The organism is Pseudomonas sp. PICF141, assembly GCF_002286815.1.
Classification (GTDB): domain Bacteria; phylum Pseudomonadota; class Gammaproteobacteria; order Pseudomonadales; family Pseudomonadaceae; genus Aquipseudomonas.
Window position 1 is genome coordinate 70608 of the sequence record NZ_MUNM01000037.1, and the last position, 14721, is coordinate 85328.

Consider the following 14721-nt stretch of genomic DNA (forward strand, 5'->3'; position numbering starts at 1 on the left):
TCCGGGCTCATGGGTTAGGTGGAAGGATAGGACACCTGCTGATGCAGCGGGCGCCGTTTGGCGCTGGGCCCCGACTTTCGGCAGCGTGGTCGCGAACCATGTGGAAGCCACAATCATTGTCCCGTTACCCGAACCTCTGCCATCATTCAGGAACTCACACGCCGAGCAAGAAAATATGAACCGTCGTAAAAAAATAAAGCAGCTATTAAAGGCTCACGCCAAAAAGGCCAGCGCCAAATTGGCACCGGCCAGTAAGTCTAAATACATCAGTAAAGCTGACCGATTGAAACTGGCTGCTGAATCCGGTCTGGATTCAACTATCACGCCTGAGAGCTGATCCAGGTTTTTTGGGTCGATAACTGTGCGGTGGGTTGGGGCGAGTCATGGCCCTGGTCGCATAAATTTGAAATGCATAGCGTTACTCGACAGAATCGCGCCCCGATCCGGCCAAGGTGTCGGATGTTCGTGGTGAAAAGGGGCTGCTGTTGAACGAACACACATTGTCCATGCGTCTGGAACGCGTTGCGGCGTATGTACCAGCTGATGCGCGCCTGGCCGATATCGGCTCGGATCACGCCTATCTGCCGGTGGCATTGATGCGCCGTGGCGCCATCGCAGCGGCGGTGGCGGGCGAGGTGGCATTGACGCCATTGCGCTCAGCCGAACGCACTGTGCGCGAGAACGGCCTGGACCAACGGATCACCGTGCGCCTGGCCAATGGCCTGGCGGCGATCGAGCCGGAAGACGGGATCACGGCAATCAGCATCTGTGGCATGGGCGGCGAGACGATCCGAGACATCCTCGACAGCGGCAAGGCTCGCCTCAGTGGCCATGAGCGACTGATCCTGCAGCCCAACGGTGGTGAGCAGCCATTGCGCCAATGGCTGATGGAGAATGGCTACCGTATCCTCTGCGAAGAAGTGCTGCGGGAAAACCGCTTCTACTACGAGATCATCGTCGCCGAGCGCGTCGGGCCGGTGCGGTATACCGCTGAGGAGCTGTACTTCGGCCCGGTGCTGATGCAGGCACGCAGCCCGGCGTTCCTGATCAAGTGGCAGCGCATTCTGCGCCATAAGCAGCAGACGCTCAGCAACTTCGCCCGGGCTCGGCAGGTCGTGCCCGAGGAAAGGGTGCAAGACATCGCCCGGCAAGCCCGGTGGATCACCGAGCTGCTGGCTTGAACACGGTCCAGCGGGGTACATGAAGTCGCCAAGCAAAGGATTCACGGATAAGACGGTCTGCCCTGCAATTATCCTGGGAGCGCCTGGTTCGGACTACGCTAAAGCTATGCTGATCCTCGATCAATGACCTGTTCGCGCTGCGTCCATCCCTGGAGCGCCCAATGCCACCCATCACCACGCGCCTGGGGGCGCTGTTCGTGCTTTGCCTGACGCTTGACGTGCCAGCCCAGACCACCGCTTGCCCGGCTGGCGAGACACAAGTGTGCCTGAACGGCTGCATCTGCCTGCCAGACCTGGAGCCGATGCTCGGTTCTTTGCCGGATGACGTCCACCAGATCGCGGCACCTGCCTTGGCGCTCTGGTTGACCCAAGCCCGTGCTGATGCCGCCAACACTGGCACCCAACCCATTCCACCGCACATCCGGCAGCAACTGCTGCGCTGGTACGACCCCGGCGTCCTCGATATCGCGCGCTACAAAGTTGGCGACGACGGCCAATTCAACGCCGCCACTGCCATGCTGCAAAACCCCGATGTCGGGGCCGTGACGCTGATCGACATCATCCTTTTCCGGGATGCTCAAAGCGCGGAACAGAACATCGCGCTCTGGGCTCACGAGTTAAAGCATGTGCAGCAGTATCAGGAATGGGGGGTAGAAGGATTTGCCCAGCGGTATACACAGGATTTCAATGCTGTAGAGGCGCCGGCTTATGCCATACAGGCTGAGGTCAGACGGTCGGTGCGCGAAGGGCTTTTGCAAAATAGCGATGCAGGCAGGTGATATTTGATACCTGTTCGACGAATTGACGTGTGCATGGATGTGCACATATAGTCATCCGCATGACGAACCGAATTTCCATACGTTCCCGGGCAATTGATGCCGCAATCGACTCTCTCGATGGCGCTTTCTTCAAAGCGCTGTGCGAGCCGTCGCGGGTAGCTGTACTCAAGCGAGTCATGCAATTGGGGCGTGCGGATATCGCCGAGATTGCCGAGGGGCTGCCTCAAGAGCGTTCTGTGGTATCTCGCCATCTGCAAGTGCTCTCAGAAGCGGGCATCGTCCGTGCGACCAAAGTCAGCCGACAGATGTTTTACGAGGTGGATGGAGCGGCGGTGGTGACACGGCTTGAAGGCATTCTCCAACACATGAAGAGTCTGGCGCCGTTCTGCTGCCCTGGTGCGCCAGTGTAGTTTTTTTATTGTCTGTATATATGCATGAGTGCGCATACATGAATGTAAAAATTGAGCCCATGGACGTCATTGTTATCGGTGCGGGCCAAGCCGGGCTCGCATGTGGTTGGCACCTGCAGCAGCAAAACCTCAGGTTTCTCATTCTGGATGCCGAGAACCAGCCCGGTGGAAACTGGCGCAATTACTACGACAGCCTGAGACTTTTTTCCCCTGCCGCTTACTCATCATTACCTGGGATGCCCTTTCCAGCTGACGCCAGGCATTATCCGCTACGCGATGAAGTCGTACGTTATCTGGAGCAGTACGCCGACGTTTTCCAGTTACCCATTAGGCAGAACACACAAGTTCAGAACGTGCGTAAGGAGCACGGACTATTTTTGCTTCAGGCATCGGATGGTCAGTGTTTCTATTCCAAAGCGTTGATCGTTTGCACCGGCGGATTCAATCAGCCGTTCATTCCTGACATTCAGGGGCTGGAAAGTTTTCGCGGGCAATGTTTACACAGTGCGGATTACCGAAATGTCGACAGCTTCAGCAATCAACGAGTAGTGGTGATAGGAGCGGCCAACTCAGCGGTACAAATTGCCCATGAGTTGGCTCAAGTCAGCAGCGTCGTATTGGCGACAAGGGAATCGATCCGGTTTTTTCCGCAAAAGATTCTCGGTGTGGATTTTCATACTTGGCTCAAGTGGACAGGGATAGAGAAGACTCGTTGGCTGAATGATCAAGGTACCCCTGTGCTGGATGATGGCGTCTATCGTCGAGCCATGAAGCAGGGGCTTTTTGAGCGCAAGCCAATGTTCACGCAGGTAACGTCAACGGGCGTGCTCTGGGCCGATGGCCAACACACCGAAGTGGACAGTTTGATTTTTGCGACCGGATTTCGTCCAGGCCTTGGTTTTTTGGCAGGTCTGCACAAGGAGGCCAACGGAAACCTTGCTCAGTGCAATGGGCAGGCGGAGCACGTACCGGGTTTGTATTTTGTGGGATTGCCGAAACAGCGCAATTTTGCTTCGGCCACCCTCAGAGGCGTTGGGCCAGATGCTTCTCACATCATTCCCAGCCTGATGCGTTTCATTCACGATGCAACGTCGATGAATTCCTTGTACAGCTGACTTTCAAACGTTTTGCAGAGCAAGACCCCGCCCTTCGAAATTACTGAGGGCGGAGCAGATGAGCATTACTGTCAATGATGGTCTGGATTATTTCCACTGAGCCATTAATGGCGAACTGCGCACCCATGCATACCAGAAGGAACCCCATAAGTCGTGATATGGCATCAATGCCTGACTGTCCCATCATTCTCATGATCATTCCTGAGCCAAGCAGGCATACCCAAAGGATAAGAGCGGTAAGCAGGAAGATTAATGGAGGGGCTACCAATATGACCCAGGCAGGGAATAACGTGCTGTGTTTGATAGTGGCGGCGGAACTTATGATCATCGCAATGGTGCCAGGGCCGGCCGTACTGGGCATGGCCAAGGGAATGAAGGCGAAGTTCGGTTGTTCGGTTGCGCCATTGCTGGAAGCAGCGTGCTGAAGCGGCGGCGGAAACAGCATCTTCAAGCCCATGATAATGAGAATTCCGCCACCGGCCATACGCAAGCCCGGTATGGAGATGCTAAATGCATCCATAACAAACGCGCCTAAGTAATAAGTGACCGTCATGATCAGAAAGACATAGAAGGACGTCAGAAAAGCCTGTGTATTTTTTTCCTTGTGACTCAGTCCCTTACTCAAGGCGAGAAACAGCGCCACTGTCGTGGGAGGGTTGGTCAACGGCAGCAACGCCAGTAATCCAAGTCCGATTGCATTGAACAGATCTGTCATGTCGAACTCAAGTCCTGTTGTTCGAGACCGCGTTTGTCGGTGAGCGTCGTTAGCGTGAAGTTTTGACCTTCAGGACTTCGGTATAAATGGCATCGATTGTCTGACCCACCTGGAGTTTCTTCATTCTTTCTTGAAGCTTCGGGTCTTCGACTTTCAGTACAGTGGCTTCTCCCTCCGGCGGAAGCAAGGTCACCTCATGCTTTTTAAAGTCGATGTGAGTGATCTTGGACGTGACCTTGACCTGGCGAACCGCTTCCCCTCCGGGATTGGGATTGTCCTTGGTGGCGCGGATGGACATGGATTCGTCAGTGATGCCTGATGCACCGCCAACATCGGTATCAAGTTTATAAGCGACCGAGCGAATCACATGAATATCGACCACGTCCCCGACTTTCAAATTGTGCAGGTTTTTGGCCTGGTCGGTGAGCTGGATGGGCACGGGATTCTTGTCGTGACCTTCGATGGTGACCTGGTAGTTGGCGGGATCAACGGCCAGTACCCGTGAAACGATGTGACCTTCCATGGCATTGCTGCCCAACGGTATGTCGGCGGCATGGGTCGTCAGGCCGGCGGTCGAGAGGAGTGAAGCGAGGGCAATGGCGCGGATTGGTTTCATGGGTCTGCTCTTCCATAGATGGTTGACAGAACGAATCCAGGGATCAGGGAGAGCCTTGCCCTGGACAATCGCTTCGATATCCGAGAGTGGACCGATCACCGCGGTTTTTCCAGTATGGCGGGCAAAATCGCAGTCCGCTTGGACCTGCGAATCATTGCCGTGGGGCGATCCCCGTTGGTTGCCGGATGGATCATTCGAGTTGGCGTTCAGTAGCGATGCATTTATTGATGACACCGGAAAAAAAGAACAGCTGGCGAGGCGCTGATCGCGGCTATGAGTGCCAAACGAATGCGGATGCGCTACAACAATACATAGCACTCCAAAGGCCTGACAGGAAGCGAGCGAATGTGGATGAAACACAATCCCTGCTTCGTCAGGCTGGTTCGGTTCGCTTCCGCCTCGCTCATCATCGTAACCTCCGGTGCTGGCGCAGAAGATCTCGAACCCCGGTCCTACGCCAATACGCCGGTCGGTATCAATTTCCTGCTCATGGGCTATAGCGATCTGCATGGCAACGTAACGGCCAACCCCTCAATCCCGCTCCAGGACGCCAAGCTCAACATCAAGACTGTCGTGTTTGCCTTTGCCAGGTCCCTGGACGTCTGGGGCCGTTCCGGGAAATTCGATATCGTCGTGCCTGAGGCAAGATTGACCGGCTCCGCTCTGTTCGCCGGTGAACCCAAGGAGCGTAATGTTACTGGCTTGATCGATCCAAGATTCCGCTTCTCGGTCAACTTGTATGGCGCCCCGGCGCTGTCCCTGGCTGAATTCCCCAGCTATCAACAGGATGTGATTATCGGCGCCAGCCTGGCGATCACGGCGCCACTCGGACAATACGACGCTAGTAAGCTGATAAATCTTGGTAACAATCGCTGGTCATTCAAGCCCGAACTTGGGATTTCCAAGCGCTTGGGGTCAGTGACTTTGGAATTATCCGGCGCGGGCACCTTCTACACCGACAATAATGAGTTCCTCGGCGACCGCACATTTTCCCAGAGCCCGATTTATCAGGTACAAGGGCATCTTATCTATGCCTTCAACAATGGTGTTTGGGTTGCACTGGATGCGACCTACTTCGCTGGCGGGAGTAGCTCAGTCGATGGGGTCGGTAATCACGACTACCAGGAAAATACACGTTACGGATGCACTCTGACGCTGCCGTTGAACCGAAACCATTCACTAAAGCTGAATGCAAGTAATGGCGGGCATACCCGCACAGGCAGCGAATATGATGCCATTGGCATAGTCTGGCAATATCGCTTCGGTGGAGGGCTGTGAAACTTGGGACTGACTTAAATTCCATTTATGGGGCCGAGCTTTCCCAATGTCATAAGTCGTTGACGGAAGGGGGGGCATACCCGAATCGAGCGATTTTTCTTTCACTCCTTGCGGATTTAGCGCGCCTCCTCGATCTCACCCTTCAGCTTTTTGGCGGCATCTTCCTTCGCCGTCCTGGCTTCGATGAGCAATTTGTAGGCAATGTAGTACTTGTAGATGTTACTCACGTAGGTCACTGTCTCCGCGCCGATTTTCTCGGCGACAACATACTCCACATTGTGAAACCAGACATTTGGGTCCAGGCCACGATTGGCCGCTTCTTTGCGAAGCTTCGAAATCCGCCCTGCGCCAGCGTTATAGGAAGCGAAAGCGAACAGCGCCTTGTCCAGCTTGCTCATGGGTTCATTGCCGTAGTACTGATCCATCATCCAGCGCATGTATTTGATGCCAGCATGGATGTTCGGCTCCACTTGCGAAATGTTGCCTACAGCGAGTTCCTTGCCGGTAGCGGGCATGACCTGCATCACACCAATCGCGCCGACCTTGCTCTTGACGGCCTGATTGAGCTGAGACTCCTGGTACCCCTGGGCTGCCATCAGCAACCAGTCCACATCATACTGGTCGCCGTATTTCTGAAAGAGCTGAATCATGGCGAGGAATTTCTGGCGTTCGGACTCTGAAGCCGCATCCTTCACATACTTTGCGTTCTTCAAATAACGCGCCAGGATAATGTTCCCCTTCGTAGTCCCCTGGTTATGGCCAGCCACAAAATTGTTGATGGCAGCCAGAAATTGCGGACTGTCTTTGCGGATCGCCCAAGCAATATCACCGCCGGTGCGCACGGCGACATTTTCATGCACCGTGATTTTGGTAAAGATCTGTTTCCAGAAGTTCGCCTTGTGCTTGTCCACGATAATGAGCGGAATCAATCCGGCGTTGAGCATCTCAATCAGATCCTCGTCCTCCAGGTTCTCCGGCGCCAATTTGAGAATCACGGCAGGTTTTTTCTCGGTGGCGAAGCGCCGGTTGAGGGCCGTCAGGCTTTGATAATAGCTGGAGGATTGGCGAACGAAGACTACCTTTCCCGCTAGCTCATACACGCTGGACACTGGGGGAGAGGCTGGACCGGTTACCACCACTTCGCTGGCGTTCCGATATGTCGGTACGGAAAAGTCGACTTGTTTCTGGCGCTCTTCGGTTACGGTGAGGTTGGACGCCGCAATGTCGCCTTTACCGGCAACCAGCGCCTCCAGCAGGTCGCCCCGTGCGACCGGAACAAAAATCATCCGGACCTTGAGATGCTTATGCTTGAGCTTGTTGTCCTTAGCTAGTTTCTTGTTTAAATCTTCCTCGAACAGGCGAAAAATCTCATAGGCCGCGCCGCGCTGGACACCCTTGTCAACAAAATAGAATGTTTTGCTATAGACGGTCAGGACTCGAATGGTTCCGCGCTGGATCATCCCGTCGAGATCGCCTTTCCACGGAATCATCACCTCTTGGGGCGAGATCGTGAGTTCCTCGAGCTGCGATGGCGTCTGGGGAGAGGTTTTTTCCTCGGTCGCAGCATGGACTTGACTGGCAAACAGCGCGAATGTGAGGACCGCAATCGCGATCGCGGCCAGCCTGGAGTCGGTTGGCGAATAACATGGATGCCATGTTTGCAGGGCGTGGTTCCAAAACATAGTGAGCGCTCCACACGTTGCGTTGTCGCATCGGCCTACTGCTCCATCCTCAGATACAGCGGTGGCACGCCGGCCACGAACTTCACGCTAGAAGCACATTTCGAAGTCTAGTTCAGCAATGGCAGAGTGATTGATTTAAGAAATCAATTTCCGAAGACGACTAGCGACTGACGTAGATTGCGGCGTGCCTCATACGGTCCGATAGCCGGTTTGTGCGTCCGGCGATCGCACCTTGCGTAACTGAACCAGTTCCCACTTTCCCGCTCAGGATTCAACTGCTCGCTGCGCTTGGCAAACCTCAAGCGCTTGAGTTGCGCGATCTCATGGTCAGTGTGATCGAACCGCCAGTCTCGCGCGTTGCCAAGGCAGGCCCAGCACTCATGCTGCCTTTGCATCGGGGCCTTCGACCCAAAGCAGCCGTTGAGATCTATTTGTTATCGCTTTATGTTGGTCCCTTTCATGGAGGATTCTGACTGATGGCACGCGTGGGATTGATACTGACCCCCGGTTTTGCGGACTGGGAATATGCTTTCATTGCAGGGACCGCGTCCCCATTTTACGGGATCGACGTCAGGTTTTTCGCCTGTGTTACGGGGCAGTTCCGCTCGCAGGGGGGATTGGCTGTAACGGTGGATAGCAACTTGCAACAATGCCTGGACTGGAAACCGGACGTTGTTGTCGTCATCGGTGGAATGACCTGGGAGCATGCAGATGCACCGGACATTCGAGACTTTCTTCATGCTAGTCGCTCAAGTGGAGCGACAATTGCCGGTATCTGTGGGGGAACACTGGCACTCGCGAGGGCCGGGCTTCTAGACATGGTTCCTCATACCTCGAACAGCGCTGATTTCTTACAACAGAATGCCGTAGGTTATGAAGGCACCGCGCTTTATCAAAGCAGCCAAATAGCAATGGTTGCCGACCGCATCATAACTGCTCCAGGCCCTGCACCCGTTAGCTTTACCTGCGCAGTGTTCGAAGCTGCCGGACTATCTTCAGAGATCGTTTCGCAGTTCAGGTCATTGTTGGCAGCGGAACACGGGTAACCGCTTCGCCCTACAAAAATAGCCGATCAGGTGATGTGTTCGGGTGTCCGTTTCTGGCCAAATTAATGACCGTCGCGGGGGCAGCCGACGGCCAAAAGCGGTCAGTCGGCGGATGAAATTTGGCTTGTACCAACCCACGATGTTGTATGTAATTTCACGCCAATTCAGTGCATAAAGGTCGTTCGCAGTTATGGAAGCCAGTACCCTCACATTTCAAGAGTTGTTTCGTCCGGGAAGCGCCTCAAATGGCTGCACCGTGGCCGAACGATGCTCCTCCGATTTTCTGATAAACGAACGTTCGTTGCTCAATGCTATCGTTATGGCTGATGGTGGACATTCCGACTTTATGGGTTGTTTTGTTAAGGGCTTCCTAGAGCAAAACAAACAATCTAATTCTCGTCTGCTATTACGCGAGCCCGCTGAAACAGAAAGCGGTCGGATACTCCTTTACATCTGCCCCGAGTGCGGCGACATCGGGTGTGGCGCCTACGCAGTATCTGTTCGCCAAAACGATGACTTTTTCACGTGGGATTCCTTTGCTTACGAGAACGGTTATGAAGAGCCTCGCATCATTGAAGGAGTCGGCCCCTTCACATTTGAGAAGCATGCCTATGAGGCAGTTATCAACGATGCGGCTACGTTCTGAAAGGTAATTCAACTTGCGCTGCAAAAGCGGGCCGATTGTGTCCGTCGACCGCCGCTTTTGGTCAATCGTGATAGGCAGAAATCGGCCCAGAGTGTGTAAAAACGCTCAAGGCCTCATCGTCTTGGGTCATTGACGTTCGTGGCTGAACGATCACATGGCAAATGCTGCGTATTGCATCAGTCGCGACCTGGAACGCGTCAACGCTGTTTTTACAGCCTCTGGGATGGACTCACCCCGGCCAGCTTTCGGGTTAGGAAGTGCGTCGCACCCATCCATTGGTTGAGCGTCCCGAAGGGATGCTCAACCGTCCGTTTTCGGACTCGCATCATCTCAGGGGCTTTGCTCAGCCGAAGCTGCATTTCCTCCAATACGGCTTCATGCTCCCAGCGTCGAACTCGTCGTTCCGTGCTAGGCGTGCATTGCGACTTCAACGCGCAGCCCTGGCATTTTGAACTCCAGTAACGATGCAACTTCAGGCCTTTTTCAACGTAGGAGTAGTGCCAGATCAGCGCCTCGCCAGCGGGACAAATGTATTCGTTTTTTGCCGCGTCATAGATGAAGGCATCGTTATTGAAACGCCCGTCAGCCTTGGCTCCAGAGGTCATCGGTTTGGGCACATAGGCGGTGATACCGGCATCGTGACAAGCGAGGATTTGTTCGCTTTTGAAGTAACCTCGATCAGCCACCACCGACAACGTATCCGACGCCATCGCCTCGCGGGCTTGCTTGGCCATCGAGCTGAGTTGATCGCGGTCGGAACCGACGTTGGTCACCTCATGCGCAACGATCAAATGGTGCTGAGTATCGACCGCTGTCTGCACGTTGTAGCCGACGATTCCCGTGCCACGCGTCATCATGGAACGGGCGTCTGGATCGGTCAGTGAGACCTGTTTATCCGGGGATTCGTTGAGCTGGATTTCGATCGCTTGAAGCTCCTTCATTTGCGTCTTGAGCTTGGCGATTTTCTCTTCTAGCCGCACGGCGTTGGGCTCGGAAGCTGTGGGTTCTTGCCGATCGGCAGCATCGAGTGCCGCCAGGTAACGGCTGATGCTCGATTCAATTTCTTCCATTCGCCGCTTCAGTTTGGCGCTGGTGAAATTGCGGTCGCGGTTGTTGACTGCTTTGAATTTACTGCCATCGATGGCGACCAGATTTTCTCCGAACAGTCCCAACTGCTGACAGAGCACAACGAACTGGCGACAGACGCCTCGGATGGCCTTGCTGTTGTCTTTCCGGAAGTTGGCAATGGTCTTGAAATCAGGCATCAAACGCCCGGTTAGCCACATCAGCTCGACGTTGCGTTGGGCCTCTCGCTCCAGCCGTCGGCTCGACTGGATGCGGTTGAGATAACCGTAGATATAGATCTTCAGCAGGATTGCGGGGTGGTAAGCAGGCCGGCCTGTGTCAGCAGGAATAGCACCGTCAAAACCCAGATTGACCAAGTCGAGTTCATCGACGAAGACGTCGACTATGCGCACCGGATTGATATCGCTGACGTAGTCGTCGAGGCTTTCGGGAAGTAAGGTGCTTTGGCCTCGATGTTCACCTTGGATAAAGCGCTTCATGGGCGATCCTTGCGATGAAATCCCCGGAAATCATAGCAAGGGTTCAAGAAAGCGTTTTTACACACTATGGGCCGTTTTCTGCCGGTCAGCTATGGGATGAAAGTCACCTCTGACGACTCGACTGCGTCGGCCAAAACCAATTACTCGCGGCACGGAACCTCTCATCTTTGGCATGACGCACACGTCCACTTTTTCAAGTATTTAGCTTCGAAGCAGGAAAGGCGTCACTCTCGCGTCTCGACACGGCGAGACGTGTGAACTGCGGCAAGCGACGTTCCTATAGGTCATTCGTCTCACCAGGGTCTGTTGACGTTTCGCTGCGAACCGCCGCGATCAGGGAAATGTGACCGCCGCCGCGAGGTACAGCAGCAACGCCAGCAGCAACACCACGGTGAAGCCCAGGTGGATCGCCAGCAGGGTCGCCAGCACGGCCGCTACCACCGATACGCTGGCGTTGACGCCCCAGGCGATCGGCACCAGGGCTTCGGCGCGCGCGGAGATGCGCTCGAGTCCGAGCGGAAACGGCATGCCCATGGCGAACGCCAGCGGCGCTATCAGCGCGGCGCAGATGCCGAACCTGGCGAGGGTTCGCACCGGCGCCAGCAGCTGGAACAACGGGGGCAGGGCGATCAGGTAGAGCAGGGCGATCACGCAGATCGCCAGGACTGGCCACGTGAGCGGATGACGGCGCGCTACACCCGTTCCAATGTCCCGCCGCCGGCGGCCGGAGTAACGGCTGCCGAGGCCAGCGAAAATCAGGAACGCGCTGAGCGTTACCGCCACCGAATACAACGGGTGGCTGAGGAAAAGGGTGAACTTCTGGATGAAGGCGATTTCCACGAACATGAAGGCGCAGCCAATGGCGGCGAAGTAGGACACGACCCTAAGTTCGAACCTGCCCAAAGCCGCATTCTGAGAGCGCCGCCGCGCCACCCATAGCGGCACCAGGATCAGCAGCACGGCGGCCACGCTGGACTGCAGCAGGGTGGCGATCAGCACCGGATAGCCCCACTCCAGCATTGACAGGCCGCCTTGCTCCTTCAGCGCCAGCAGTTCCTGCAGCGAGCGCCACTTGAAGAAATGGAAGAAATACGGCCGATCATCCATGGTCGGACGCACGTCGAACTTGTAGCGTTCCAGGAACTCCGCGCGTTCGCCGGACAGCAGGGCCTGCGCCGCTTCGAAAAACCAGGGCCGGTCGAGCAGGTTATAGCGGTTCGCCTCGGCCACGGTCATCCCGGGGTAGTAGGCCAGGTCGAAGGAGCGCGCTCGGCAGAACTCCCGCAGCACGGCGATGCCAGCGTCGTCGAAATCCCTGTTGCTGACCAGCAGCGTCGCGGTCTTCCAGCCGCGGATCATGACGATGCGACGCGCCGCGTTGGCCTGCCCGTCGCGCTCGATGGCTGCGGCCGCGGTGGCCAGTAGCCTGGGAACATCGCGGGGCGGCAGGGTGACCCAGCGGGTGATGGCCAACATACCACCGGGCGCGAGATGGCGCAGGTACTCGGCGAAGGCGTCCACCGTGTACAGGTAGTTTTCGGACAGCGCATGCAGGCCGCCCGAGGCGGTGCCGAAGGAGTCCAGCAGGGCGATCTGGATCAAGTCGTAAGGCTCGTCGCGTGAAGCCACCAGGCCGCGCGCCTCGCCGATCAACACACGGACGTTGGGCGCGCTGTACGGCTTGCCGGAGAAATCGGCGAAGCGGCGCTGGACCAGATCGATCACCTGCGGGTTCAGTTCGATGGCATCCACCGCGCTGGCGCCGTGGTAGATCGCCTGCAGCACATCGGCACCGGCGCCGCTGCCCAGCACCAGCACGCGGGGTTGCCGCAGCAGGTGATAGGGCAGAGCCGAGGTCAGGTAGCCCAGGTAGGCGAGCGGTTCACGGCGCCCGTCATAGCGGTTCAGCACGGAAAGGCCATCGCCGTCAGTGAAGATGGCCAATTGGGCGGGCGGTTCCTGCGTCGCGTTGAGGCTCAGACCCGGCGCGTGGCGCAGGGGAATGGTCGGGCTGTCGACGACCGTGAGCAGGCCCAGCGGACTCCAGGTCTGGGTGATTGCGTACGCATCCTTGATACGCAGCGTCTGGCTCAGTTCCTTGTACTCGGAGGGCGACAGGGCGATCCAGCGCTCGGGCACGCCGGCAGGTACAACCACTGCCGCCGCCAGCAGCAACGGCGCGAGCCAGTGCCTCTTCCCCGTGCAAGCCATGCCGGCCAGCGCCCCGGCGGCGATGCCGGTGCCGCCCAGCAGCCGCAGCGCATCGACGGGCGTCAAGGCGAACAGCGCGGCGACGATTACCAGGCTGCCCACGCCGGCGCCGAGAATATCAAAGGCGTAGATCCGATGAATCTGTTCCTGAAAGCAGGTGAAGGTCAGGCAGATGCACACCGCCGCGCAGAAGAACGGCACGAACAGCAGCAGGTAGATCATCAGCAGGCGCGCCGACTGCCGCGCGTCCCAGAGGATCTCAAGGGGATTGAATGGAACCTTCTGGGCCAGGCCGAAGCAGGCAATGGCGCTCAGCCCGAACAGCACCGCGCCGCCGATGAACACGCCGTGGAAGCGCGGCGCCAGGACAGACCGCGCCAGCGCCACGGCGGTGCCGGCGGCGCCGTAGCCGAGCAGCGCGACGCTGATCATCATGTAGGCGAAATGGTGCCACTGGATGATCGAAAGCAGCCGCAGCAGCAGCACCTCATAGCCGAGCGCGGAGGCAGACAACAGCGCCAGGGCGAGCAGTGGTGGCGAATGCATGCTCAATCGCCTCCGACCAGAGGCACGAAGCGCACAGGCAGCACCTGCCGGGTGGACACGCTGCCATCGCCGGCCTTCTCGATCAGCAGCAGGTACTGGATCATGAACGGCGCGCCGACCGGGATGACCATCCGTCCGCCGGCCTTGAGCTGGGCGATCAGTGGCGGCGGCACATGGCTGGCGGCGGCAGTGACGAGGATGGCGTCATAAGGTCCGTGCTCGGGCCAGCCGTGGTAGCCATCACCCAGCCGGGCCTGCACCTTCGCATACCCCAGCCGCCCCAGGCGCTCACTGGCCTGCACTGCCAGCGGCTCGATGATCTCCATCGTGTAGACCGCCTGCGCCAACTCGGCGAGGATCGCCGCCTGATAGCCCGAGCCAGTGCCGATCTCGAGTACCACGTCGCCGGGCCCGACCTGCGTCAGGTCGGTCATCAGGGCGACGATGTAGGGCTGGGAGATGGTCTGGCCGTAGCCGATCGGCAGCGGGCGATTCTCGTAGGCGTAGGGCACCTCGTCGGGCGGGACGAACTTATGGCGTGGCACTTTGGCCATCGCGGCCATCACCGGCGCGGCAAATTCGACCCTGCCGGTTTCGTCGCGCGTGACGGACGACATGTTGGTGATTTCCCGCACCATGGCATCGCGCAACGGTGCGAACGGATCGTCGGCATGCAGGCCGGCGGATGCCAGCGCCAGAGCGATGGCAGGCGCCAGGATGCGTGTCAGGAGCATCACCGGCTTCACAATGACTCCTCCGCCTGAGGAATAATCGAATCGTATGGCCGGCGGGCTGGCTCGGCAAGCCCGGGGTGCTGATACAAAAGTGAATGCGATTGTCAGCTAGTAGCTGATTCTGTTGAAAAAGTCGGCGTTCGGATTCAGTCTCTTCTACAGAGCCGATCCATAACGGCCGTTCCATCAGAGTTTCG

Annotated in this window: 13 protein-coding genes and 2 pseudogenes; 8 read left to right on the plus strand and 7 right to left on the minus strand. The window is 57.1% G+C overall.

Features of this window, described 5'->3' with window-relative positions; all coding sequences use genetic code 11:
• Positions 1-175 precede the first annotated feature (175 nt).
• The 5 genes from BZL43_RS08320 to BZL43_RS08340 all read left to right on the plus strand — a co-directional run bounded on the left by BZL43_RS08320 (position 176) and on the right by BZL43_RS08340 (position 3485).
• Positions 176-337, plus strand: a complete 162-nt coding sequence (locus BZL43_RS08320; protein ID WP_095631867.1) for a DUF2986 domain-containing protein — start codon at positions 176-178, stop codon at positions 335-337.
• 148 nt (positions 338-485) lie between these two features.
• A complete protein-coding gene (locus tag BZL43_RS08325) occupies positions 486-1181 on the plus strand; it encodes a tRNA (adenine(22)-N(1))-methyltransferase TrmK (RefSeq protein WP_305884070.1) in 696 nt (231 codons plus the stop codon).
• Positions 1182-1342: 161 nt separating this feature from the next.
• Entirely contained in the window at positions 1343-1960 is a 618-nt protein-coding gene (locus BZL43_RS08330) for a DUF4157 domain-containing protein (protein ID WP_095631868.1), read from the plus strand.
• Between the two features lie 59 nt (positions 1961-2019).
• Entirely contained in the window at positions 2020-2370 is a 351-nt protein-coding gene (locus BZL43_RS08335) for a helix-turn-helix transcriptional regulator (RefSeq protein ID WP_095631869.1), read from the plus strand.
• Positions 2371-2408: 38 nt separating this feature from the next.
• Entirely contained in the window at positions 2409-3485 is a 1077-nt protein-coding gene (locus tag BZL43_RS08340) for an NAD(P)/FAD-dependent oxidoreductase (protein ID WP_095631870.1), read from the plus strand.
• 40 nt (positions 3486-3525) lie between these two features.
• On the opposite strand, the gene BZL43_RS08345 is transcribed toward BZL43_RS08340, so the two are convergent.
• From BZL43_RS08345 to BZL43_RS28385, 3 genes and pseudogenes are all read right to left on the minus strand, one after another.
• Positions 3526-4200: a MarC family NAAT transporter gene (locus BZL43_RS08345; RefSeq protein ID WP_095631871.1), complete on the minus strand. Its 675-nt coding sequence runs from the start codon at positions 4198-4200 to the stop codon at positions 3526-3528.
• Positions 4201-4249: 49 nt separating this feature from the next.
• On the minus strand, positions 4250-4816 hold the full coding sequence (locus BZL43_RS08350) for a hypothetical protein (protein ID WP_095631872.1): 567 nt from the start codon (positions 4814-4816) through the stop codon (positions 4250-4252).
• A 51-nt stretch (positions 4817-4867) separates the two neighbouring features.
• Positions 4868-4963 (minus strand): annotated as a pseudogene (locus BZL43_RS28385) (carbamate kinase); the annotation flags it as partial.
• Positions 4964-5161: 198 nt separating this feature from the next.
• Between BZL43_RS28385 and BZL43_RS08360 the strand changes: the two are divergent.
• The gene (locus BZL43_RS08360; RefSeq protein ID WP_095631874.1) at positions 5162-6094 is read left to right on the plus strand and encodes a transporter; all 933 of its coding nucleotides are present in this window, start codon (positions 5162-5164) and stop codon (positions 6092-6094) included.
• Positions 6095-6210: 116 nt separating this feature from the next.
• Here the strand turns inward: BZL43_RS08360 and BZL43_RS08365 are convergent, their stop codons facing one another.
• Entirely contained in the window at positions 6211-7776 is a 1566-nt protein-coding gene (locus tag BZL43_RS08365; RefSeq protein ID WP_095631875.1) for a lytic transglycosylase F, read from the minus strand.
• A 476-nt stretch (positions 7777-8252) separates the two neighbouring features.
• Here BZL43_RS08365 and BZL43_RS08370 point away from each other — a divergent pair, with 476 nt between their 5' ends.
• Both BZL43_RS08370 and BZL43_RS08375 read left to right on the plus strand, forming a co-directional pair.
• Complete coding sequence (locus tag BZL43_RS08370; protein WP_095631876.1) at positions 8253-8822, plus strand: DJ-1/PfpI family protein; 570 nt, start codon at positions 8253-8255, stop codon at positions 8820-8822.
• A 190-nt stretch (positions 8823-9012) separates the two neighbouring features.
• On the plus strand, positions 9013-9468 hold the full coding sequence (locus BZL43_RS08375) for a hypothetical protein (RefSeq protein ID WP_095631877.1): 456 nt from the start codon (positions 9013-9015) through the stop codon (positions 9466-9468).
• Positions 9469-9680: 212 nt separating this feature from the next.
• Here BZL43_RS08375 and BZL43_RS08380 read toward each other — a convergent pair.
• From BZL43_RS08380 to BZL43_RS08390, 3 genes and pseudogenes are all read right to left on the minus strand, one after another.
• Positions 9681-11033: pseudogene (locus BZL43_RS08380) on the minus strand (IS1182 family transposase); the annotation flags it as partial.
• Between the two features lie 333 nt (positions 11034-11366).
• Positions 11367-13790 carry a class I SAM-dependent methyltransferase gene (locus tag BZL43_RS08385; protein ID WP_095631878.1) on the minus strand — a complete coding sequence of 808 codons (2424 nt, stop codon included), beginning with the start codon at positions 13788-13790 and terminating at the stop codon, positions 11367-11369.
• 2 nt (positions 13791-13792) lie between these two features.
• The gene (locus BZL43_RS08390; protein ID WP_256582818.1) at positions 13793-14536 is read right to left on the minus strand and encodes a protein-L-isoaspartate(D-aspartate) O-methyltransferase; all 744 of its coding nucleotides are present in this window, start codon (positions 14534-14536) and stop codon (positions 13793-13795) included.
• Positions 14537-14721: the final 185 nt, after the last annotated feature.

Bases quoted from the DNA above. Each gene is read 5' to 3' on its own strand.
- BZL43_RS08320 (WP_095631867.1), top strand. From the start codon at position 176: ATGAACCGTCGTAAAAAAATAAAGCAGCTATTAAAGGCTCACGCCAAA.
- BZL43_RS08330 (WP_095631868.1), top strand. From the start codon at position 1,343: ATGCCACCCATCACCACGCGCCTGGGGGCGCTGTTCGTGCTTTGCCTG.
- BZL43_RS08335 (WP_095631869.1), top strand. From the start codon at position 2,020: ATGACGAACCGAATTTCCATACGTTCCCGGGCAATTGATGCCGCAATC.
- BZL43_RS08340 (WP_095631870.1), top strand. From the start codon at position 2,409: ATGAATGTAAAAATTGAGCCCATGGACGTCATTGTTATCGGTGCGGGC.
- BZL43_RS08345 (WP_095631871.1), bottom strand. From the start codon at position 4,200: ATGACAGATCTGTTCAATGCAATCGGACTTGGATTACTGGCGTTGCTG.
- BZL43_RS08350 (WP_095631872.1), bottom strand. From the start codon at position 4,816: ATGAAACCAATCCGCGCCATTGCCCTCGCTTCACTCCTCTCGACCGCC.
- BZL43_RS08360 (WP_095631874.1), top strand. From the start codon at position 5,162: ATGTGGATGAAACACAATCCCTGCTTCGTCAGGCTGGTTCGGTTCGCT.
- BZL43_RS08365 (WP_095631875.1), bottom strand. From the start codon at position 7,776: ATGTTTTGGAACCACGCCCTGCAAACATGGCATCCATGTTATTCGCCA.
- BZL43_RS08370 (WP_095631876.1), top strand. From the start codon at position 8,253: ATGGCACGCGTGGGATTGATACTGACCCCCGGTTTTGCGGACTGGGAA.
- BZL43_RS08375 (WP_095631877.1), top strand. From the start codon at position 9,013: ATGGAAGCCAGTACCCTCACATTTCAAGAGTTGTTTCGTCCGGGAAGC.
- BZL43_RS08385 (WP_095631878.1), bottom strand. From the start codon at position 13,790: ATGCATTCGCCACCACTGCTCGCCCTGGCGCTGTTGTCTGCCTCCGCG.